Annotated in this window: 19 protein-coding genes; 8 read left to right on the top strand and 11 right to left on the bottom strand. The window is 40.2% G+C overall.

All coding sequences use genetic code 11. The features are described from left to right. The first annotated feature begins 1 nt into the window (after position 1). From ACK1I8_RS01615 to ACK1I8_RS01640, 6 genes are all read left to right on the top strand, one after another. The gene (locus ACK1I8_RS01615; RefSeq protein WP_412467625.1) at positions 2-1,924 is read left to right on the top strand and encodes a RagB/SusD family nutrient uptake outer membrane protein; all 1,923 of its coding nucleotides are present in this window, start codon (positions 2-4) and stop codon (positions 1,922-1,924) included. 12 nt (positions 1,925-1,936) lie between these two features. Continuing rightward, entirely contained in the window at positions 1,937-2,638 is a 702-nt protein-coding gene (locus ACK1I8_RS01620; protein WP_412467626.1) for a DUF3823 domain-containing protein, read from the top strand. 136 nt (positions 2,639-2,774) lie between these two features. Further along, positions 2,775-3,740, top strand: a complete 966-nt coding sequence (locus ACK1I8_RS01625; RefSeq protein ID WP_412467627.1) for a glycoside hydrolase family 43 protein — start codon at positions 2,775-2,777, stop codon at positions 3,738-3,740. Between the two features lie 119 nt (positions 3,741-3,859). Continuing rightward, positions 3,860-4,897, top strand: coding sequence for a family 43 glycosylhydrolase (locus tag ACK1I8_RS01630; protein ID WP_412467628.1), 1,038 nt, complete (start codon positions 3,860-3,862; stop codon positions 4,895-4,897). 16 nt (positions 4,898-4,913) lie between these two features. After that, positions 4,914-5,993, top strand: a complete 1,080-nt coding sequence (locus ACK1I8_RS01635) for a 1,4-beta-xylanase (RefSeq protein WP_412467629.1) — start codon at positions 4,914-4,916, stop codon at positions 5,991-5,993. 238 nt (positions 5,994-6,231) lie between these two features. Beyond that, on the top strand, positions 6,232-8,076 hold the full coding sequence (locus tag ACK1I8_RS01640) for a glycoside hydrolase family 2 protein (protein ID WP_412467630.1): 1,845 nt from the start codon (positions 6,232-6,234) through the stop codon (positions 8,074-8,076). A gap of 380 nt (positions 8,077-8,456) precedes the next feature. On the opposite strand, the gene ACK1I8_RS01645 is transcribed toward ACK1I8_RS01640, so the two are convergent. From ACK1I8_RS01645 to ACK1I8_RS01655, 3 genes are all read right to left on the bottom strand, one after another. Beyond that, positions 8,457-8,900, bottom strand: a complete 444-nt coding sequence (locus tag ACK1I8_RS01645) for a GNAT family N-acetyltransferase (RefSeq protein WP_412467631.1) — start codon at positions 8,898-8,900, stop codon at positions 8,457-8,459. 250 nt (positions 8,901-9,150) lie between these two features. Further along, complete coding sequence (locus ACK1I8_RS01650; protein WP_412467632.1) at positions 9,151-9,966, bottom strand: MOSC domain-containing protein; 816 nt, start codon at positions 9,964-9,966, stop codon at positions 9,151-9,153. Between the two features lie 182 nt (positions 9,967-10,148). Next, complete coding sequence (locus ACK1I8_RS01655) at positions 10,149-10,658, bottom strand: PRC-barrel domain-containing protein (RefSeq protein ID WP_412467633.1); 510 nt, start codon at positions 10,656-10,658, stop codon at positions 10,149-10,151. Positions 10,659-10,935: 277 nt separating this feature from the next. On the opposite strand from ACK1I8_RS01655, the gene ACK1I8_RS01660 reads away from it, so the two are divergent. Continuing rightward, the gene (locus ACK1I8_RS01660) at positions 10,936-11,229 is read left to right on the top strand and encodes a hypothetical protein (protein WP_412467634.1); all 294 of its coding nucleotides are present in this window, start codon (positions 10,936-10,938) and stop codon (positions 11,227-11,229) included. 90 nt (positions 11,230-11,319) lie between these two features. Here the strand turns inward: ACK1I8_RS01660 and ACK1I8_RS01665 are convergent, their stop codons facing one another. Together ACK1I8_RS01665 and ACK1I8_RS01670 are read right to left on the bottom strand one after the other, a co-directional pair. After that, entirely contained in the window at positions 11,320-13,593 is a 2,274-nt protein-coding gene (locus ACK1I8_RS01665; protein ID WP_412467635.1) for a GH92 family glycosyl hydrolase, read from the bottom strand. A 307-nt stretch (positions 13,594-13,900) separates the two neighbouring features. Continuing rightward, on the bottom strand, positions 13,901-14,647 hold the full coding sequence (locus ACK1I8_RS01670) for a hypothetical protein (RefSeq protein ID WP_412467636.1): 747 nt from the start codon (positions 14,645-14,647) through the stop codon (positions 13,901-13,903). Between the two features lie 451 nt (positions 14,648-15,098). Here ACK1I8_RS01670 and ACK1I8_RS01675 point away from each other — a divergent pair, with 451 nt between their 5' ends. Beyond that, the gene (locus tag ACK1I8_RS01675) at positions 15,099-16,370 is read left to right on the top strand and encodes an MFS transporter (RefSeq protein WP_412467637.1); all 1,272 of its coding nucleotides are present in this window, start codon (positions 15,099-15,101) and stop codon (positions 16,368-16,370) included. Between the two features lie 137 nt (positions 16,371-16,507). On the opposite strand, the gene pepE is transcribed toward ACK1I8_RS01675, so the two are convergent. The 6 genes from pepE to ACK1I8_RS01705 form a co-directional block, all read right to left on the bottom strand. After that, the gene (pepE, locus tag ACK1I8_RS01680) at positions 16,508-17,203 is read right to left on the bottom strand and encodes a dipeptidase PepE (RefSeq protein ID WP_412467638.1); all 696 of its coding nucleotides are present in this window, start codon (positions 17,201-17,203) and stop codon (positions 16,508-16,510) included. A gap of 450 nt (positions 17,204-17,653) precedes the next feature. Next, positions 17,654-18,043 carry a hypothetical protein gene (locus ACK1I8_RS01685; RefSeq protein ID WP_412467639.1) on the bottom strand — a complete coding sequence of 130 codons (390 nt, stop codon included), beginning with the start codon at positions 18,041-18,043 and terminating at the stop codon, positions 17,654-17,656. 195 nt (positions 18,044-18,238) lie between these two features. After that, positions 18,239-18,793, bottom strand: coding sequence for a WcaF family extracellular polysaccharide biosynthesis acetyltransferase (locus tag ACK1I8_RS01690; protein WP_412467640.1), 555 nt, complete (start codon positions 18,791-18,793; stop codon positions 18,239-18,241). A 21-nt stretch (positions 18,794-18,814) separates the two neighbouring features. Next, a complete protein-coding gene (gene xrtY / locus ACK1I8_RS01695) occupies positions 18,815-19,396 on the bottom strand; it encodes an exosortase Y (protein WP_412467641.1) in 582 nt (193 codons plus the stop codon). Beyond that, entirely contained in the window at positions 19,362-20,252 is an 891-nt protein-coding gene (locus ACK1I8_RS01700; protein ID WP_412467642.1) for a glycosyltransferase family 2 protein, read from the bottom strand. The genes xrtY and ACK1I8_RS01700 overlap by 35 nt, the downstream gene beginning before the upstream one ends. 5 nt (positions 20,253-20,257) lie before the next feature. Next, positions 20,258-21,484: an XrtY-associated glycosyltransferase XYAG1 gene (locus tag ACK1I8_RS01705; protein WP_412467643.1), complete on the bottom strand. Its 1,227-nt coding sequence runs from the start codon at positions 21,482-21,484 to the stop codon at positions 20,258-20,260. Between the last annotated feature and the right edge of the window lie 15 nt (positions 21,485-21,499).

Raw genomic sequence — 21,499 nt, forward strand, 5'->3', positions numbered from 1 at the left:
CATGAAAAAGACTAATCAGATGAAAAAAATTATATATGTATTCGCTGCCATCGCCTTTTTAAGTTTTGCGCAGTCGTGTAAAAAAGATTCAGCATTTTTGGATAAACAACCTACCAGTACCCTGCCTATTGATGCGGTATGGAAAGATCCAAACCTGGTGCTCACCGTTGTTGGCGACCTTTACGACCGTTATCCGGATTACCAGACCATTGAAGCCTGGTGGACTTTTACAGATTTTGACGAAGGTTTTGCTTCCGCCAGTGGCGATTATTTTCGCCACCAGAATTTAGAGTACGGTTACGATGCCTGGAGGTATTGGGATATGGGTACTTATGGTTATATCCGCGACTTGAACATGTTTATTAAACGTGGTCAGGAATCTACCGCTTTAAAAGCAGAAGACCGGGATCGTTTTCTGGCTGAAGCACGTTTTATCAGGGCGGGAGTATATTTTGAAATGGTAAAAAGAATGGGCGGCGTACCATTGATTACAACCGTTTTAGATTACGATTATAGCGGCGATCCAAGCTACCTTCAGTTTCCGAGAGCAAAAGAAACCGAAATTTATGATTTTGTGATTGCTGAACTGGAAGCCGTAAAGAACACACTGCCCGATAATCCGACTGTACAGAGCAGGGCTACAAAAGCTGCGGCATTGGCCATGGAATCGCGAGCAGCATTATATGCCGGTTCAATTGCGAAATACAGCAATTCGCAGTTAACTTTGCCTGGTGGGGAGGTTGGCATTTCTTCAAGCCTGGCCAACGGTTATTTTACCAAATCTTTAGCTGCAGCAAAAGAGATTATCGACGGTGGGAAATATTCACTATACAAAAAGAATCCTAATTTGTCTGAAAATTTTGCCGCACTTTTTACGGATAAAGGCAGCAATCCGGAAGTAATTTTTGCCAAAGATTTTAAATTGAAAACCAATAAGGTTCATGGTTTTACCATTGATAATCAACCACGTTCTTCTGCTGAAGAAGCACAGGGTGGGCGTTTAAACCCGTCATTAAACCTCGTACAATCTTTCGAAAAACTGGATAATACCTTTGCATCCATGGCTTCGGTTGATGCAAGTGGTAACCCGATATATTATACTAATATTACTGATATTTTTGCTGACCGCGATGCGCGCCTGGCAGGTACGGTAATCCTCCCCGGAACACAGTTTAAGGGTAAAACGGTTGATATCTGGGCGGGTTATCAACTGGCTAATGGTACGATCATTACCGGCGATAATTTCGGGCAGAGCAAAAATAATGTACTACCGGATAATCCGGCATCGGTACAGGTAGTAGGAAGAGATGGCCCTGTTGATGGTCTGGAATTCAGCGCACAATCAGGTTTTTATGTCCGCAAGTATTTAGATCCGGCAACAGGATCAGGCCAGATTGGTACCCGGAGCGATGTTTGGTGGATCCGCTACCGTTATGCCGAAGTATTGTTAAATGCAGCAGAAGCAGCGTTCGAATTAGGTGATCCGGCCACAGCAGCCAACTACATCAAACAGGTAAGAGATCGTGCCGGATTAACTGTAGCATTAACGCCGGCGCAGATCACTTTCGATCGTATTGTACATGAGCGTAAAGTAGAATTTGCTTTTGAAGGACATGAACTTTGGGATATGAAACGCTGGAGGCTGGCCGATAAAGTTTGGAATGGCAGTAACATGTCGCCAGCCGATTTTATTAATGCAAACAATATTGGCAGCGCAACACGCACCAGTACGCAGGTATTTGGCTTGTGGCCCTACAAATATTATAATCCTGGCAATGCCAATCATTTGAAATATATTTTTAAAGTGATTAAGCCAAGCCGCGTAACCGCTGCACACCGTTTCCGTATCGGTAATTATTACTCTTCAATCGGGCAGGATGTGCTTAACGGAAACCCTAAAATTGTAAGAAACCCTAACCAATAAGCAGATATAGATATGAAAATTAGATTTTATTTCATGATTGGGGCACTTGTTTCCATACTTTTAGCTTCATGTAAAAAAGATAATTATGATGCACCTGAAGCTGATTTTACCGGTCGCATCGTGTATAAGGGCGAACCCATCAGTGTTCAATATGGTCAGGTAAATTTCGAACTCTGGCAGTCAGGTTTTGGAAACTATTCGGCGCTGAATGTTAATGTAAGCCAGGACGGGACCTATTCTGCCAAATTATTTAATGGAGACTATAAACTGGTTTTTTCACCGAATCAGGGGCCTTTTTTATGGAAAAAGAATGCAGCAGGTAAACAGGATACCATTTCGGTAAACATCAGTGGCAACAAAGTGATGGATATTGAAGTGACGCCTTATTATATGATCCGTGGAGCCACACTTACAGCTACGGCAGGCAAAGTGAATGCTTTTTGCAAACTTGAAAAAATCATCACCAATGCCGATGCTAAGGATATTGAAAATGTATCGCTTTACATTAACAAAACACAGTTTGTAGATGGCAGCAATAACATTGCTACCCAGCAGATTAGTGGCGCAGCCATCGCCGACCTCAATAACCTGAACATGAGCGTAACGATTCCAGGCATTACACCTGCGCAAAATTATGTTTTTGCCAGGATAGGCGTTAAAATTGCCGGCGTTGACGATTTGATTTTTACGCCTGTAACTAAAATAAGTTTTTAATTTTTTAATAGTTTCCCCATTCCCAGGCAAGCGGGAATCTTAATGCTGACGTCGTGAATGATCATGTTTTAAGATTTTCAAATCGTTTGGGAATGGCAATAGCTTTCTAATCAATATCTTTAGTTAATCATCGCTAATGAAATATATTTCCGCCCTTTTTTTCTGTTTTTCACTATGTTTCATAAGTAAACAAATAGTTGCCAAACAGTTAAATGATACCCTATATCTTGCAGACCCAACTGTTTTCGTTGATAAAGGCAGCTATTATTTATATGGCACCAGTGGCGATCAGGGGTTTTTGGTTTATGTTTCAAAAGACCTTAAAAGCTGGAAGAGAAAGTCTGAAAACTATGGTTTTGCCTTAAAAAAGGGCGATGCTTTTGGGAACAAGGGCTTTTGGGCGCCACAGGTTTTTAAAAGGGGAAATACTTATTATATGGCTTATACCGCTGATGAGCAGATTGCCATTGCTCAAAGTAAAAGTCCTTTGGGTCCATTTAAACAGGAAACATTAAAAGCCATTTCAGGCGCAGGGAAACAGATCGATCCATTTGTATTTACCGATATGGATGGAAAAAATTACCTCTATCATGTTAAACTTGATCAGGGCAACCGGATTTTTGTAGCAGAACTGAAGGCTGATTTTTCGGATATCATCCCGGAAACAACACAGGCCTGTTTATCAGGAACTGAACCCTGGGAAAATACAGCTAAAACAGATTGGCCGGTAACCGAAGGACCAACAGTTCTTAAAAAGGACAATCTTTACTATCTCTTTTATTCGGCAAACGATTTCCGGAATCCTGATTATGCGGTGGGTTATGCCACCTCAAGCTCAGCCAAAGGGCCGTGGATAAAATATGCAGGCAACCCGATCATCAGTAGAAAATTATTGGAAATAAATGGTACCGGTCATGGCGATTTTTTTACCGGTAAAAATGGTGGGTTAGCATATGTATTTCATACACACCATAACAATCAAAAAGTATCGCCAAGGGCTACAGCTATTATAAAAGCTGCTTTTGTGAAAGATAAAAACGGTATTGAACAGATGCAGGTAAATCCGGAAAGTTTCCGCTTTTTAACGCAGGACGGAAATTGATTGTTTTTGTAGAAATATTGAAACAAAAGAAGGCGGGTTTGAAAAAGGAAATCACTTTTTTTGAGGCTGGAAAAAATGCAGCAGCCTGGAAATAAAATTGCGGTTGCAAAACTTTAACAATGAATAAATTGAAACTTAAACTGCTTTTTGTTTTTTGCTTGTTGGCGATGGGTGAATTAAATGCACAAACATTCAGCAACCCCTTATTGCCATCCGGTGCCGATCCTTATAGTTATTATAAAGATGGTTATTACTATTATACCCACACCACAGGAAATCGTGTAGATCTCTGGAAAACGAAAACCTTAGATGGTTTAAAAAATGCCGAGCGCAAAACCATTTGGAAAGCACCAGCCGGAACCATGTACAGTAAAGAAATCTGGGCGCCTGAGGTGATGTTTTTAAGAGGAAAATGGTATGCCTATTTTGCCGCGGATGATGGTAGGAACGAAAACCACCGCATGTATGTTTTAGAAAATGCTTCGGCTGATCCGATGAAAGGCGAGTGGGTATTTAAAGGCAAAATTACCGACCCTACCGATAAATGGGCCATTGATGGCGATGTAATTGATTTTAAAGGCCAGTTGTATATGATCTGGTCGGGATGGGAGGGAGATCAAAACGGTAAACAGGAAATTTTTATTGCCAGGCTGAAAAATCCCTGGACGGTAGAGGGTAACCGCGTAAAAATTTCTACCCCAAAATTCGACTGGGAAAGAAATGGCGATTTAGGCGGTGGAGAACATGTTGATGTAAACGAAGGTCCGCAGTTTTTGGTACATGGAGGTAAAATCTTCATCATTTATTCGGCCAGTGGTTGCTGGACCGATTTTTATGCGCTGGGCATGCTCTCTGCCTCTGCAAAAAGTAACCTGCTCGATCCTGCCTCTTGGACAAAATTTAATGAGCCTGTTTTTCGGCAATCGCCAGAAGATGGCGTTTATGCGCCAGGGCATAATTCATTTTTTAAATCGCCTGATGGTAAAGAAGATTGGATCCTATATCACGCCAATGATAAACCGGGCCAGGGCTGCGGAGGTTTCCGCTCGCCCCGGGCCCAAAAATTTTCCTGGAATAAGGATGGTACACCAAATTTTGGCACCCCGGTAAAAACAGGGTCGGGCTTAACATCTCCATCAAACCAAAACAAAAAATAACCAGATAAATACCGATATGAATTTAAAAAACTATTTGCTGCTTGCTGTATTGAGCTTTAACATCAGCATGGGCTTTGCACAAAAAACAAAAAAAAGCACCGAACCTGCAAAGGTTTGGTCAGTAGAAAAGGCCAATGCCTGGTATAAGGAACATAAATGGTTGACAGGTGCAAATTATATTCCCTCCAATGCCATTAACCAGTTAGAAATGTGGCAGGCTGATACTTTCTCACCCGATCTCATCGATAAAGAACTGGGATGGGCTGAAGGTATTGGCTTTAACACCTTACGTGTTTTCCTGTTCAGTAAAGCCTGGAGCCAGGATCCTGAGGGTTTTAAAAAAAGAATGGATCAGTTTTTAACCATTACTCAAAAACATGGTATTAAACCGATGTTTGTTTTTTTTGATGATTGCTGGAATAAAACTTCAGCTATTGGCAAACAGCCGGCGCCCAAAACAGGCATTCACAATTCAGGATGGTTACAGGATCCCGGTGATCCGGCATTCAAGGAAGAGGCCAATTTTCCGGGGTTGGAAAAATATGTTAAGGATGTGCTGAACCACTTTGCTCATGATAAAAGAATTTTGCTCTGGGATTTATATAATGAACCTGGAAATAGCGGAAAGTTAGAGGCTTCAATCCCCTTATTAACCAAGACTATCGGTTGGGCCCGTTCCGTTAATCCAGATCAACCGATTTCAATTGGATTATGGAGCTGGGGTTTCGAAAAGTTAAACGAAATACAGCTGGCCAATTCGGATATTGTAACCTACCATAACTACGAGGCACCAGAATGGCACCAAAGAACCATTGATCTGTTAAAAGCCAGCGGCAGGCCACTGATCTGTACCGAATATATGGCGAGATCGCGGAACAGCCGTTTCGCTAACATTTTACCGATGCTAAAAGAAGAAAATGTTGGTGCTATAAACTGGGGTTTTGCTGCCGGTAAAACCAATACCAAATATGCCTGGGATACCCCGCTTGCAGATGGATCTGAACCGATTGAATGGTTTCACGAAATTTTCCAGCCTGATGGTACCCCTTATCGTCAGGATGAGGTTAACCTGATTAAAAAACTTAACAATAAATAAATTATGGTCAGTCTGAGCAGAGTCGAAGACCTTTAATTGACCAAATTATCCGCTAATGCTAATACTGACACACCCCATAAAATAGTTGTCATTGATGTAGTACAGTTCCGAACGTTCGGGAGAGAGATTTCTCTAAAAAGATTTCTCGACTGCGTTGCACTCCGCTCGAAATGACGGTAATTTATGGGGCCTGTTATAGGTATTGGCAACCAAATCTCAACACACAAATTTTAAAGAAATGAATAAAAAAGTATTTATTATTTTATCACTGCTGGGGCTTTCGCTATCCCTTTCTGCCCAGCAGCAAAACAAATCATGGTCGATGGTAAAAGGGAAAATCTCATCACCATGGGCACAGGAGGTTAATCCTAAAAATGTATTGCCAGAATATCCACGCCCTCAGCTCGAGCGCACGGGTAACTGGAAAAACCTAAACGGACTTTGGGATTATGCCATTTCGGAAAAATCGCAACGCCCAGCCATTAACCAGGGTAAAATTTTAGTCCCTTTTGCGGTAGAATCTGCACTTTCTGGTGTAGGCAAAACGGTTGGTAAAGATAGCCTGTTATGGTATAAAACCGTGTTCACGGTTCCGGCGAACATGAAAGGAAAAGAAATTCTGCTTCACTTTGGAGCGGTTGATTGGAGAAGTACCGTGAGTATTAATGGCAAGGAGGTAGGTAAACACGAAGGTGGTTTCGATCCTTTCAGCTTTAATATTACACCGTTTTTGAATAAAGGCGGTAACCAGACCTTAACCGTAGAAGTTTGGGACCCTGCTGATGATGGCCCTCAACCAAGGGGAAAACAGGTAAAAAAACCAGAAGGGATCTGGTATACGTCCGTAACCGGGATCTGGCAAACCGTGTGGATCGAGGCAGTTAACACATCACATATCGATCATATTAAAATAACACCGGATATCGATCAGCAAACAGTATCGGTTACTCCATCACTAACAGGTACAGGGACAGTTAAGGTTTCGGCATGGGATGGCGCAACCAAGGTGGCAGAGCAGATTGCTGACGGTACAGGCGCAATTACCTTAAAAATAGCCAACCCAAAATTATGGAGTCCAAAAAGTCCGTTTTTATACGATTTAAGAGTGGAACTGATGGCTAAAAATAAAAAGGTAGATGAGGTAAAAAGTTACTTCGCCATGCGCAAAAGTTCAATGGGCAAAGATCAGAACGGTATTCAGCGCATGCTTTTAAACAATGAATTTGTTTTTCAGTACGGTCCGCTAGATCAGGGCTGGTGGCCAGACGGTTTATATACAGCACCTACAGATGCCGCCTTGAAATTCGATATCGATAAAACCAGGGAAATGGGTTTTAATATGATCCGAAAACACATCAAAGTAGAACCGGCTCGCTGGTATTACTACTGCGATAAAGCAGGCATGTTGGTTTGGCAGGATATGCCAAGTGGCGATTTGGGTAACGGCTGGGAAAACCGACCAGGAGTTTTAGATCATGGCACAGATCAAAACAGAACAGCCGAATCAGAAGGCTATTATAAAAAAGAATGGAATGCCATTATCGAAGCACTTTACAATGTACCTTCCATTGTGGTATGGACACCTTTCAACGAGGCTTGGGGCCAGTTTAAAACCGTAGAAATTGCCAAGTGGACTAAAGAAAAAGATCCTTCAAGGTTGGTCAATACGGCCAGTGGCGGTAATTTCCATCCGGTTGGCGATATTATCGATCTGCACAATTATCCGCACCCTGCTATGCCTAGTCCCGATTATTTTGGAAAAGACTATGCTTTGGTATTAGGCGAGTTTGGTGGACTCGGTCTGCCTATTGATGGCCACGTATGGCAACAGAAAAATAACTGGGGTTACCAGAGTTTTAAAAACAAAACAGATCTGTTTAATAAATATGCCCAGTTTGCGAAACGTTTGCAAGAATTAATCCCCCTAGGGCTTTCTGCCGGAGTATATACGCAAACTACCGATGTTGAAGTAGAAACCAATGGACTGATGACCTATGATAGAAAAGACATTAAGTTTTCAGAAACGCAGATGAAAGCTTTACACAATAAACTATACCAGATTAATGTACCGGTACAGAAATAACCTTCATAAAAGTATCATTTCAGCTGTGTTGCGCTTGCTATAGCTTGAAAGAATTTACTACTACGTTCGTCATTCTCTCGCATTCGGGAACCACGAAGTGCTCAGCGAAGCTAATCCTGAAGCCCTGGCATTACGATTATTCATAAGCCTTCCTTTTTTCATCGGCATTCATGAGCACTCCGTGGTTCCCAATCAAGTTGGGAATGACGATCTCTGGTAGTCTAAAATTTTGATAAAGAAGCTGTCACTTATATTGACTTTATATCATAAATTACCTCTCGAAATGAAGATTCTCACTAGCATAGATCGATAAATGAGAAAGAAAAATTTCGAGGTACGCTGTCTTAGCGGTAATCGCTAAGCTGCTCCTGGTTACAAATTTACGCCTTTAATTCCATAGAAAGTACTGGAAAAGGTTTCCCGGCTCCATCTACCTCACTCCGTTCAATGGTCACGAAACCAAGTTTTTGATAAAAACCTACTGCTTGCTTATTCTGCTCATTTACATCAACTATGTTTACATCATGTTCTTGTTTCGCAAAATCAATCAGTCTTTTGCCCAGTCCTTTTCCCCTTGCATCTGGGTGGATAAAAAGCATCTGGATCGATTTACCGTTAATGCCTATAAAACCCATAATTTCTCCTTCAACCTTAATGTTATATAGTTTTACCTGATCAAAATACTCATATAAAATCAACCAGCGGTAACCAACAATATCTTGTTCAGAAAGAAAATGGTGTGTGGCCCTCACCGAACCTTCCCAAACTTCAATCAGTTTTTCATAATCTTTTTTACCGGCGGCTACAATTATTGCTTTTTTCATTTAATGAGGCTTAAATCATTAGTTTTTAATCTTCAAGTCAGAAGTTGTTTTAAACGTTAAATGTGTTGAAAAGTTTGTACAGGAAGATAAGATCGTTTGGTTCATGACCAGGGTTTAGCTGATTTTAGCTGTTTAAGGCGATCAGAAAATATTGAATGGAAACAGCCTTAAGATTTTTATGGTTAAGAGGTTAATTACTGAATAGATTTTATTTTGATCTCAACTCCATATTCCTTTTACGTATTCCATCTTACATCCTCCATCTCACTACCTTGAGTTCGTCACCCACATAGATGGTCCCAGTTTGTTGATACAGTAAATTCTGTCCAAACATAATTTTTTTATCTACGGTACGATAGCTGGCCAGCGTTCTCAAGGGTTCTTGTCCTTTTTCACCCGTTTGCTGGTCGATCGTGATGAGTACGCACCTTGAGCATGGTTTAACGGCAGAAAATAAAACCTCACCAATGTAAAAGTCCTTAAAACGGTCCTCCACATGAGCTTCGCCCCCGGTAAAAACAAAGTTTGGGCGAAAACGGTCCATTAGAATGGGTTCTGAAAGTTTTTCATTCAGTCCATCAAGCGTTGATTGGCTGATTAGCAGGCAAGGGTAACCATCAGCAAAACTCACTATTTCATTATTTCGGGCATAATCCTGATCAACCAGTCTCTTTTCAGCTAAAGGCATCTTTACCAATCGAACCTTAAACTTTAGGAAATCAGAAAACCAATCGCTTATGTTTCGATTTACTTCAAGGGCGGTAACCATATCGTTCCAAATCACAACTGAAATCTGCTCCCCGGTATCTTCATCCAAAGAAAAAGATACACTTAATCCGGGCGATGTTTTATGGGAAACGATTAATTGATCATCTGAAATACTTACCTGTAGCAATGCAAGCTCAAAATGCTTTCTTTGCGTAACAAACACGCCATCCTCATCAACAAGCATCCATCTTCTGTCGTATTGTAAACCGCTCGCTTCAAGCTTTGCCTGTTGTAAACTGATGCCGCCCAGTGATTTAATGGGGTAAATGTACAACCCGGAAAGGAAAAATGGATTCATGCCATAAAGATAAAAAACACATGTGGGATTTCAGCTTAAACTGGAGAATTTGGATTTTGTACCTGATTAAGCGGGGCAGCATTAGCTAAATAAAACGGGAGCTTCCTGATTGAAAGCTCCCGTTTCTTCTGATGATATGTTCACTGGTGATGCATTTGCATCGTTTCCAATCCAACTGTGTGTTAAATCAATGGATCAGCGTCCTGATTGCGGGGATTTTGATCAGGAAAACTATTCCTGTCAAAATGGTGATGGCGATAAAAGTTCGCACGATCAATCTCTACGATTTCATCTTCCATCCGCAGCGCAGCCGGACTGCCAATCACGTTACGGATCTGATTTTCCATTTGAGGGGTAACCTCACCGATGATATACCTTGGCATAGCCCTAAACTGGTCGTAGTGGATATCCGGTAAAACAACTTCTTTTTTATCTTCACCCAAATTTGCAAGGCCAATTGGGATCAGTATGGCTTTTTCCTCCAAATCTTCACCCATGTTGGCAAGTTCCACAATAATGTACCGAATTGCATTTTGCTCGGGATCAAATAGAAGATCTCGAACCTTTCCAACTGAATCGCCGGCTTCATTTCTTACAGGCCATCCTTGAATATTGGTCTCACCATCACTTAATTCATAATTACTTTTTGAGAGTTCCTCTAAATTACTGTATACAATAGTTCCTGAATCCATAATTGCTTTTTTTAAGGGGGCTGTTCATGAAGTACCCGTTTTTACAACAGGTTTCATCAGCTTATGGTTTTGTTAAACTCAAAAGCCCACTCACAAAAACTGAACATTAAACGAATCTTGTTAAGTAAATATTTTATGTTAAGTATTTGTTGTTCAGTACTTTGTGTTAGTGTTGCGATTTGAGAATACCCATGAGATATTAATTGGTAAAAACAGTCGACTATTATAAAGTTTTACGCTTATTTTGTATAAGACCAGAAAATAGAATCAGAAATTAATGGAGAATATCGCTGAATTTAAAAAGTTGTTAGAAAAAGACAGACCGGATGAACACTTATCAGTTCAGCTGCGGGCCCTCTGGTACGATGCAAAAGGAGATTGGCAGATGGCCCATGATCAGGTTGATCATTTAGGCGATACGGCCTCGGCCCGTATCCACGCATACCTGCATCGCAAAGAAGGCGATAGCTGGAATGCCAATTATTGGTATGCCAGAGCTGGCGAAAAACGGCCCGAGATATCATTAGATCAGGAATGGGAAGCGCTGGTTCAGCGTTTTTTATCAGTATAACTATAAAATAGCTCGCCTAATGGCAAACGACATTGGGTGAGCTTAGCCGATTTACCTAAATGATATTGATCTTATCAAAATATTTTTCTTTTATTTCCCCGGCATTTTAAATGAAGGTGGCGTTGAACTTTCATCCGCTGCCCAAAGCTTATTTGGGTGTTTGCCCATTACCAGCTCTAATTTGCCCCCTTTCATTAAATCATCGTGTGTAAACCACGATTTATTCCACACCTGACCATTCAGTTTAGCCGATTGGATGTATTTATTTTCAGGGGAATAGTTAATACAGTTCAGCTCAAATTTTTTGTTGTTTCCCAGGTCTAGCTTAACATTGGCGAAAGTGGGGCTGCCAATTACGTACATGGGCAGGCCCGGGGTGATCGGGTAAAAACCCATCTGCGAAAATACCACAAAAGAAGTAAGCCCACCTCCATCTTCATCACCAGGGATCCCCATTAAATCATTACGGAACCATTGGCTTAACAAATTTCTTACTCTTTTTTGTGTTCGCCAGGGCTGTCCTGCATAATTATACAGATAAGGAATATGCATGGCCGGTTCATTACCCATAGAAAATTGCCCAACATTACCTGTATGATCGGGTAACTGTGAATAAAAATCAAACCTGCTTTTCCCAAGCGGGGTATTATACATTTTCTCCAGTTCATCAACAAAGGCCTGTTTGCCACCTATCATATTCACCAGATCACCGAGGTTATGCAAAACGTCCCATCGGTAGAGCCAGCCATTATTTTCGTCGTAAGTTTCTCTGGCACCGAGTCCGCCCGAGAAACGGTAATCCAGCGGTTTAATAAATTTGCCTTCTGCATCCTTCGGATGAAAAAATCTGGTCTCCGGATTAAAAACCGTATGGTAGCTGGTACTTTTATCTAAAAAGTTTTTTGCCTCTTCGGTTTTACCCAGCTGCTGCGCGATGTTGCCCAGGCACCATTCATCATAAACCGTACCGAGCGTTACCGCTATAGGTTGGCGTTTTTCGAAACCATGAACTTCTGCAGCGGTTTCCTTTTCCCCTTCAGGTAGAGCAGGAAAATAGCCCTTGTCTTTAAAAAACTGGTCTAAAACACCTGCTTTTTTTGACGACCATGGCGCAAGGGTTTTTTCGGTAATGGCTGCTTTACAATACTGGTAGGCCTCTTTAAGGTTAAAACTTCTCAAACCCTTGTTATAAGCGTCAATTATAGTTGCAACGCCATGATTGCTGTTCATCCTCCGGCTATCGCCGGTTACTTCCGGAAAAGTTGGCATCCAATGGTCGTTCATCTGTTGAGCCATTCGCAGATAAGAATTAATCATATTGCCCTCCATTTCTGGCTCAATAATCACACGGAGCGGGTGTGTTGCCCGGTAGGTATCCCAGATCCAGTCGTCGGTAAAAAATGGCACACCATTATCTTTATGCACTTTTCCATCGAAGGCGCTAAAATAATTTCCATCTTCAGATAAGCTGATCATCCTTTCATAGGTACGGTAAAGTGAAGTGTAAAATATGGTTTTGGCTGTTTCATCAGTACCCGTCACCAGAATCTTTCCAAGCGTGGCATTCCAAACATTTCTTCCCGTCTGCGCTACCTGGTTCAGGTTGTAATCCTTGATTTCACGACGGAGATTGTGCTTTGCCTGTTCTACACTAATAAATGATATACCATAGCGTGTCCTGATCTGACGCGTTTGAGCAGGAAATTTTAAAATAAGATAAGCATCCCGACCGGATGCAGACTGTTCCGTTAAGTTAGGGCTGTTTCCACTTTGCGTACCCGATTCAACAGGTTTTAAATCAGTCTCCAGATAAAGGTAAACCTTGGTGTTATTGTTCAGTTTCTGAAAACCACTTACCACATTTTGGCTTACTTTCAGTTCACCGTTTTTGGTATTCAAAATCAGATAAGCCGGAACATTTGTCTGCGCAAACTCGAGTGAATATATCCCTGACTGATGAGATGGGGCAAATTGTACATTGATTCCATAATCATCAAGATCAACCTGATAGTAATAAGGCTTAACGATCTCATTATCGTAGCCATAAGAAATGACGTGACCTGCATTTTTAAGATCGCCCTGAAAAGGGCTTAAATTAAAGGCAGAGCTGCCGCGGTGACTGGTAACTACAACTGGCAAACCGTGTATGGTATTACTGGTAAAATTATCACGCTCCGGATAAACCCTTAATAAACTGTTGGGTAAATGAACGGTGGGGTATGTGGGTACAAGTAAGTGGCTGATGTTGCCAATGTAGGGATTAACATAATCTACAGGCTGTTTTTTAGGTTGCGCATGCGCAGGGTGGATACAGGCTATTAATAAAAATATTGAGCTTAATACAGTATAGGTATATTTCTTCATGTCGGGACTTTTAAATAGATGCTGCAAACAGAATACCTTTCAAAATTATACCAGCCATTGATGTTGGCCATTTGTATTATGAATAATGTAATCTTTTCAACATGCACAAAGTAGTAAAACGATTTATGAAATCGAATGTAAAGGATTAATTTATCAAAAAAAATACATAGAAAGTCCGTTGTTATTTAGTCCTGTAGCTATTCTATTCAGACGGAATTTTGTTGTTTTTTGCAGATGAGGCCGCATAATGGACAAAATGTTGCTTCTGACTATACATAAGTTCCCACCTTAACATTTGCTATAGTGACTAAAATTTAATCGATAGTTTTTCAGCAACCAGAACATCGTTTTTGTAATATTCAAAAAACCAATTGCCATTTTTTTTGATAACGATGCCGTTTGCATTGCCTTTGTTCGAGATGTAACAATCCTCCATAGATGTCTTTAGTAAGGTCATCACAATTTTCGGGGTTGCATCAATCAGCTGATAGCCATTGTTGATGGCTTGTGCATATAATAGTGTTTCATGCCCGGTTTTAGTGGCTGTAGTTTGATCAACAATTACAGGTACGGTTTTGGTCTCCGTGTTTGTATTGGCTGGCACTGTACTGGTTGCCACTGTTGGTTGATCAGCTGCATAATTAAAATCATTAAAGGATGTAAAAGCATCTCGCAAGGCCATATTATAAGATGTATTATATTCTTTCTCTCTGCTTTTACCTTCTTTGCTCTTTACAACTATAGTGCCTTTACAATCTTTAAGTAAAAGGGTAAGGTTAGTTACAAACATGCTGTTTTTTTCCTGCAGTTCTACAGTAAGTGTTTTGCATCTATCAGTCGCAATCTCTTGTGGTAATTCGGTATTGTCAAAGTAAACCGTAAATCCTTTTTCCTCAAATAAAGCTTTAACGAGGGTATTTAAGCCATATTGATTAACTTGTTTCAGGAAACTAAATTTCTCGGGGACAATGATATATTTATAATTTGCTGTATTGGATTGCGCCTGAACAGCAGAAGAAATGGCTAAAAGGATAATAAAAAGATATCTTTTCATAATGTTTATCAGGATCTGGATAAGATTCCGCCTCAATTTATAGATTAACAGAGAGAATATCAAATTTATCGTTCCGTAGTACCATCGTATCCATTAATCAGGTCCCGCTAACGAACGAACAAAATTTATCTTCAATCATTGCATTAATCGATACAATTGGTTATTATTATGGCATTTAACGATCATTAACCAATCATAACACTGCTTCATGCGTGTGTTGCTAACCAAATATTTTAAAAGATGAAGGAGTGCCAACTCATTAAATTAGCGAGCCGGGCTAAAACCTGGCAAATTTCCTTCCTAAAGGTTTTGGCCAAAGCGTTAGCGTATTTACCTGATCGGATTCCTGTCAAAAGCAAAATTTACCTTGCTTAGCAGAGGAAACACTCATCATTCCTAAATCTTTATTTGTTCTGAAATTAAAAACCAATTATAAACTAAATCTGAGCTTATGCTTAACATTAAAACCACAAAACTATTCTGGGCAAGTTGCCTGGCCTTACTCGTCACCTCTCTTTCCTTCGGTATCCGCGCGGGGATCATGAACCAGCTGGGGGTCGATTTTCAACTCAGTACTGCCCAATTGGGCACTATTACGGCTGCTGCCTTTTGGGGGTTTCCACTCGCCATCGTAGTTGGAGGATTTGTAGTGGATATGATCGGCATGAAACGTTTGCTGGTGATGGCCTTTGTTTTTCACCTGGCCGGTATTATCCTTACTATTTTTGCACAGGGTTATTGGAGCCTGTTTTTATCTACTTTGCTCATCGGCATTGCCAATGGGACTGTAGAGGCTGCTTGTAATCCATTGGTTGCCGCTTTATATCCGGAGAATAAAACCACTAAATTAAATCACTTTCACTTATGGTTTCCAGGGGGTATCGTAATCGGTACATTGCTGGTTACGCTATTTGTTCAGCTGGGATTGGGCTGGAAAGTACAGGTGGCCATGATGATTATCCCTACCTTGATTTATGGATACCTTTTTTCAAAATTGGATTTCCCGGTTACCGAAAGGGTATCATCTGGTTATTCCAGTTCAGATATGTATAAAGCTGTACTTTCTCCATTGTTTATCTTTATGTTCATCTGCATGTTTGGTACGGCCATTACGGAGTTGTTTACCGGTCAATGGATAGGTTTGCTTTTGAAAAACGTAACAGACAATGCCATTCTATTGCTTACGCTTACAACGGGTATCATGGTAATCGGGCGGGGTTTTGCCGAGCCTGTGGTACACCGTCTTGCCCCTCAGGGCGTTTTGCTTTTTTCTGCCATATTTGCCGCAGCCGGGCTCTACATGTTAAGCACCTTCACCGGAAATTCGGTTTTCTTTGCGGCAATCGTTTTTGGTATAGGTGTTTGTTATTTCTGGCCAACCATGATCGGTTTTGTTGCTGAAAACGTTCCTAAATCTGGCGCACTTGGCTTAAACTTAATGGGAGGGGCCGGGATGTTTGCGGTTTCTGTTTACACCATGTTCATGGGTAGTTTTTACGATAGCCTGATTGTTAAATATTTACCTGAAGGTGCTTCATTCGATGCTTATTTAAAAGCACCTGAAAATTCTGAATATGCGCTGGCGCTGGCCAATGCCAAAAATCTGGCAGGCCCCGAAATTCTACGTGCTACTTTGATTATCCCTATTATATTGATCGTGGCTTTTGGCGGATTGGTGGTCTACCTGCGTTCACGAAAAAAGAACAACGCTGCAGTAGCATAACGAAGTATTGCCTCGCAGGCTATCTTTCTTTGAATAATCGGATAAGAATAAGAGCTGCAAGTTTATGATGCTGGCTTGATCATGAACTTGTAGCTACTTAAATTTTTATTTAGATGCCCGTATCTTTAGTTAATAAATTATAATAATGAACTACCAGGCTGGCATTCATACGGCGCTTTTCCCGCTTCAAAAATCCTGGTATTTTCACTGCCTTCAGTTGTGATTTTATCACCAGATATCCTGATCCAATTGCCCTCGCGTAAGCCTATTACTTTGATGTTGTTCTGTGTTAAGAATTCCATAATCCTCGTTTCCCTTGTCTCTCCGTTATGTTTCAATTCCGGAATGGGGTCGAGGTAATGCGGATTGAGGTTAAAAGGAACCAAGCCCATACATTCAAAAGAAGAAGGATATACAATAGGCATGTCATTAGTGGTTTTCATATTCAGGCCACCGATGTTACTGCCGGCACTACAGCCCAAATAAGGTTTGCCCAGTTTGATATTTTCACTTAAGTGCGTCATTAATCCCATTTCATGGAGCGTTTTTACCAGGAGGAAGGTGTTTCCCCCGCCCGTAAAAAATCCTTTGCCTGCCTGGATTGCGCTGATGGGATCATTAAATTCATGCAAACCTTTAACGCTGATATTTAACGTGGAGAAAAAATCGCGTGCTTTGCTGGTATATTCGTCATGTGAAATACCTCCTGGCCTTGCAAAAGGGATAAATATAATTTCATCTAATCCGGCAAACAGTATAATCAGCTCATCTTTCAGGTATTCGAGGTAATTGCCGCTATATAATGTAGAGGTAGAAGCGAGGATAACGTTCATTTTGTTTTAAGTTTGCTAATAATATTATTTTGGCGGCTTAAACGAAGGTAATTTATTTCGGGGTCTTTCCTGCTAAAAGATGCTGACCGCGCAGTAGCTATAAGATAATTGAAAACACTGACTCTACTTTTGAAATAAATCCGATAGATTCTGTGTTAATTTGCAAATAAAATATTTTTGTTTTTGTTTCATGGGCGGTCAAGAACTAGCCAGTGTAGCGTGCTGATCCTTTAGGTTTAGTACGCCACTTTCTTCTAAAACTGAGTATTCTTTTTGATAGCCATCGGATCAGCTTGATAAATTTGTCTAGTCAGATCCTTCTGTAAAACAGTTCTTTCAATAAAAATCATCAAGTTTCATATTCTATCCATTACCTGATTAAAGATAAATCAATAATAATTTATCAACTTAATCTCTCGCTGGAAAGTTTTTTTGATAAAATACAATAAATTAGTGCTGCGGATGGGTTGCAGGACGAAAATACGCCCTTCTATCATTTGCCCACTCTTTCATTTTTGGAAAGATAAATAGCACAGCAAAGGCCATTACCGACATCAGTAATTGCAATATCAGGTTTATTTTAGTTACCGGTACGGCATCTATATCTGCAAACACCACACACAAACGATAGATACTTCTTGCAATAATGATTACCAAAAGGTATTTGCTCCATTCAAACCGCCGTTTAATAAGGACAAATATCGCATAGCGCAAAATCAGGATAAAGATGAGGACTGCCAATTCATACGTACTCTCGTAGTCATAGAAAAACAGGTTTACTATCCCGATTAAAAATGTAATTAAAATAAGATTAGAAGATAAGGAGTACTTATTTTTCATTAGTTTGAAATTTACCAACTCAAAAAGGATTGAGGCGACTAATCATGCAAATATCCTGATAATTTTTTTAATTGAAGTATTTTTTTTGTTAAAGCAATCTTTAGCTATTGATATTTATCAACCAGTGACAATTGACCATAAAAAAACGGATTGCTGTTCGGCAATCCGCATAAATGTTTTCTTCTGAATCTGGTATTAAGCTTTCATTATACGGTCTTTAATCATGATTGCAGGGTTACCCTGGTAAATGGCGTAAGGCATCAGGTTTTTCGTCGCAACACTTCCCATCGTTAAAACGGCATGGCTATGTATGGTTATACCCGGGCCAACTGTGGCTCTTGCGCCAATCCAGGCGCCATCTTCAAGCACAATTGGTCCAGTAATGAGGTTAAACTTAGTATCCGTATAATTGTGATTTCCTGTGATAAGAACCGCCTGTTGTGAAATGCAGCAATTTTTTCCGATTTTAATCTCATCCAGATTATCCAGGTAACAATCTGCCAACCAGCTGAAGTCATCAATTTCCAGTTTCCATGGGTACTTAATGTAAATGCCTGGCTTTATGCGGACCTCTTTACCTACTTTTGCGCCGAACAACCGTAGCAATGCAACCAGTATCGAACTGATTGGCATTATCCCACTTTTAAAGAACAAAACATTGGTAAAATACCAAAGCAATTGCTTTAGTCTGCTGGCACCAATCTTAAAATCGCCCGTATCAAAATTTTTATGAAGTTGTGTTTTTAGCAAAATAATTTTTTAGTAGTACAATTATGGCTTAATTGTTTTCGGTCTATTGTTTCTTCTGATCCAGAAATATAGCATAGTAAACACACAGATATACACAATGATGTTAAAAACTTCATGGTGATAAGTGAAATTTTTACGTTGAGATTTAAAAACTCCCAATAAAATACCTAATCCTGCAATGCGTAATATATTAAGTACATAAATGGCTAAAATGCCAATAAAAAGCATTTTAAACCTGGACTTCCATGAGGCAGGAAATGCCAGTACAAAAGCAGCCAGAAAACTCATTACACCAAGGCCCAGGCAAGAGTAGTTGATCCTGAGGTAAGGCCCGGCAACCACCATCACATCCATTTTATTATAAATGGCATAAAGACCAAATGCTTTAATCATCCATACCGCGGGTACAATCAATGCCGTTTTTAAGCCCTGGATATAGTCGAAGTGATCGGCAATATAGGCATTGTGAAATCTTGAGCCAGGTGTCATTACGCTGTTCATAAACAGATTGCCCTGGTTAAACAGGATGTACAATATGAACAGCACAATCAAAAATTTGATGGCCTTTTTATTTGCTTCTTTTTTCGCTTCTTCCGGAGTCATATATATTATTCTGCTTTTTTATTGCCATAATTTTTCGATCTACCAGTTTTCTAAACCAAAAACCCTGGAGATAATGGAATTTAATTCCGGTACGGCCTTCAAATATACCGAGTTTAAAAAACATACGGTAGCCAAAGTAAAGATAAGGACGAAATCCGAGTGGAAGTTTCCACCATAATTGTTTTAACCATGCTCGCTTTTCATCAGGACTGCCAAATAAGTTAGGCCTTAAACTTTGCATACGCAGCTTTAACATCCTTTCTACCTCTTCCTGGGCTACCAGGTCACTATATCGTTCATGTTTGGCCTTCCAAAAAGCAATATCGTTTTCTTTAAGGTTTTCTTCCAAAATCCAGCCTTTTTTCCAGATTTCGGTTTTACCGGGAATAATAAAACGGTGGTCCATGTTCTCGTTCAGATCAGAGAAACCGATTCCTGTTCTGAACATTTTTAAAATATAAAAAGGATAATAGGTGCCAAACCTGATCCAGCTTCCCTGAAAAAAGTTTTTGCGGTTAAAGTAAATGCCGTTAATATCACGGTGTTCATCATCATGAAAGTTAGCAAGCATTTCAAAAAGTTCAGGGGTAACAATCTGATCGGCATCAAGGCCAATCGTCCAGGGGGTTTCTACCTTAAAGTTTTTTAAAGCGAAATCCCATTGTTTAGGGTGGTTTATAAACGGATTCTGTTTTACTTCAGCGCCATAAACACCCGCAATTTTTAAGGTTTCGTCAGTACTTCCGCTATCCAGAATATATATATGTGCATTTAGCGCTTTAATGGACGCCAACAATCTGGGCAGATGTATCTGCTCATTAAAAGTTAGAATAATAAAACTAAAATTAGGATTCATTTAAGTTAAAGCAATTGGGTAGCCAAAACTTTTTTATAGTATGCTACATATTGTTTAGCCAATGCATCATCTTTAAAATCAGTGTTTACCAGTAAAGGAGCCAGGGCCCTGATTTCTTTTCTTTGTTTAATATTCTCATATGCAGAAAGTATCCCGGTTTTAATTTCTTCCACTTTTAGCCCGGTAATCCAGCCCAGTTTTTTAGCTGCAACATATTCAGCCAGGCCAACAAATTTACTGATCAATACAGGTGTGCCTACACTTAAACTTTCTACGACCACATTGGCAAAATTCTCATTATAAGAGGTTAGGGCTGTTAAATCATGCCTGGCCAATAAATTGAATTTATCCTCATCAGCTACCTGGCCAATCCAGGTTATCTGCTGATGAATTCCCAATTCTTCTGCTTTAAACTTCAGGCTTTGCACATATTCTTCTTTTCCTGAACCTGCAATGGTTAATAGCCAAGGGATATTAACTAATGCCAAAGCTTCAAAAAGAAGTTCAAGTCCTTTTTTCTCTTCAATACGGGAAAGAAAAAGCAGGCGAAACATTTCGTTTGTTGACTCATGAACGCTCAGGATGGAAGTTTGGTAGCTGACCAGATTAGGAATCACGGTGATGCTTTTGGGGGTAATTATTTTAACGATATCTTTCTTTTCCTGTTCGCTGGTGGCATGTATGTGGCAATATTTTAATAACCGTTTTCCGAGCATTGCATGTATGATTTTTTTTGAGCGGGAGTTCCGGTTACCAAGGGTATAGGCAGTAAGCATGCCGCGGGGAGAAAGCACGACAGGAATACGATACCACTTTGCAACAAAGCAACTCAATATCGACACCAGGTTCCACCAGGCATGGATGTGAACAATGAGTTTAGCGTTTGGAGGCTGGAGCTTGGATATTCCATTATTGCTGTCATCCCGGTTGTAACTCAGGATTTTTTTTCTTAATTCCAATAACAACCCAAGCGAGAAATGACTGTGATCTTTTGTCTGGCGCTTAAAATAGGTAACGCTTACACCATCGATCAAAATTGGAATGCCGATTTTTACATTTAGCTCCTTTGTACCATTAGCTGTTGTCGTTAATACCTGCACGTTATTAACCACTAACCCCTCATCGCCAACCGCTCCCTTCCCTAAGGCCTCACACAACTTTGCCACACTCTGTATCGGTCCACCGTAAATATAAGCTGGTTTATAAGAAGCTGTAATGTGTATTACTTTCAATTTTTCTAATACTTT

This window comes from Pedobacter sp. KLB.chiD (genome assembly GCF_047040275.1).
Classification (GTDB): domain Bacteria; phylum Bacteroidota; class Bacteroidia; order Sphingobacteriales; family Sphingobacteriaceae; genus Pedobacter.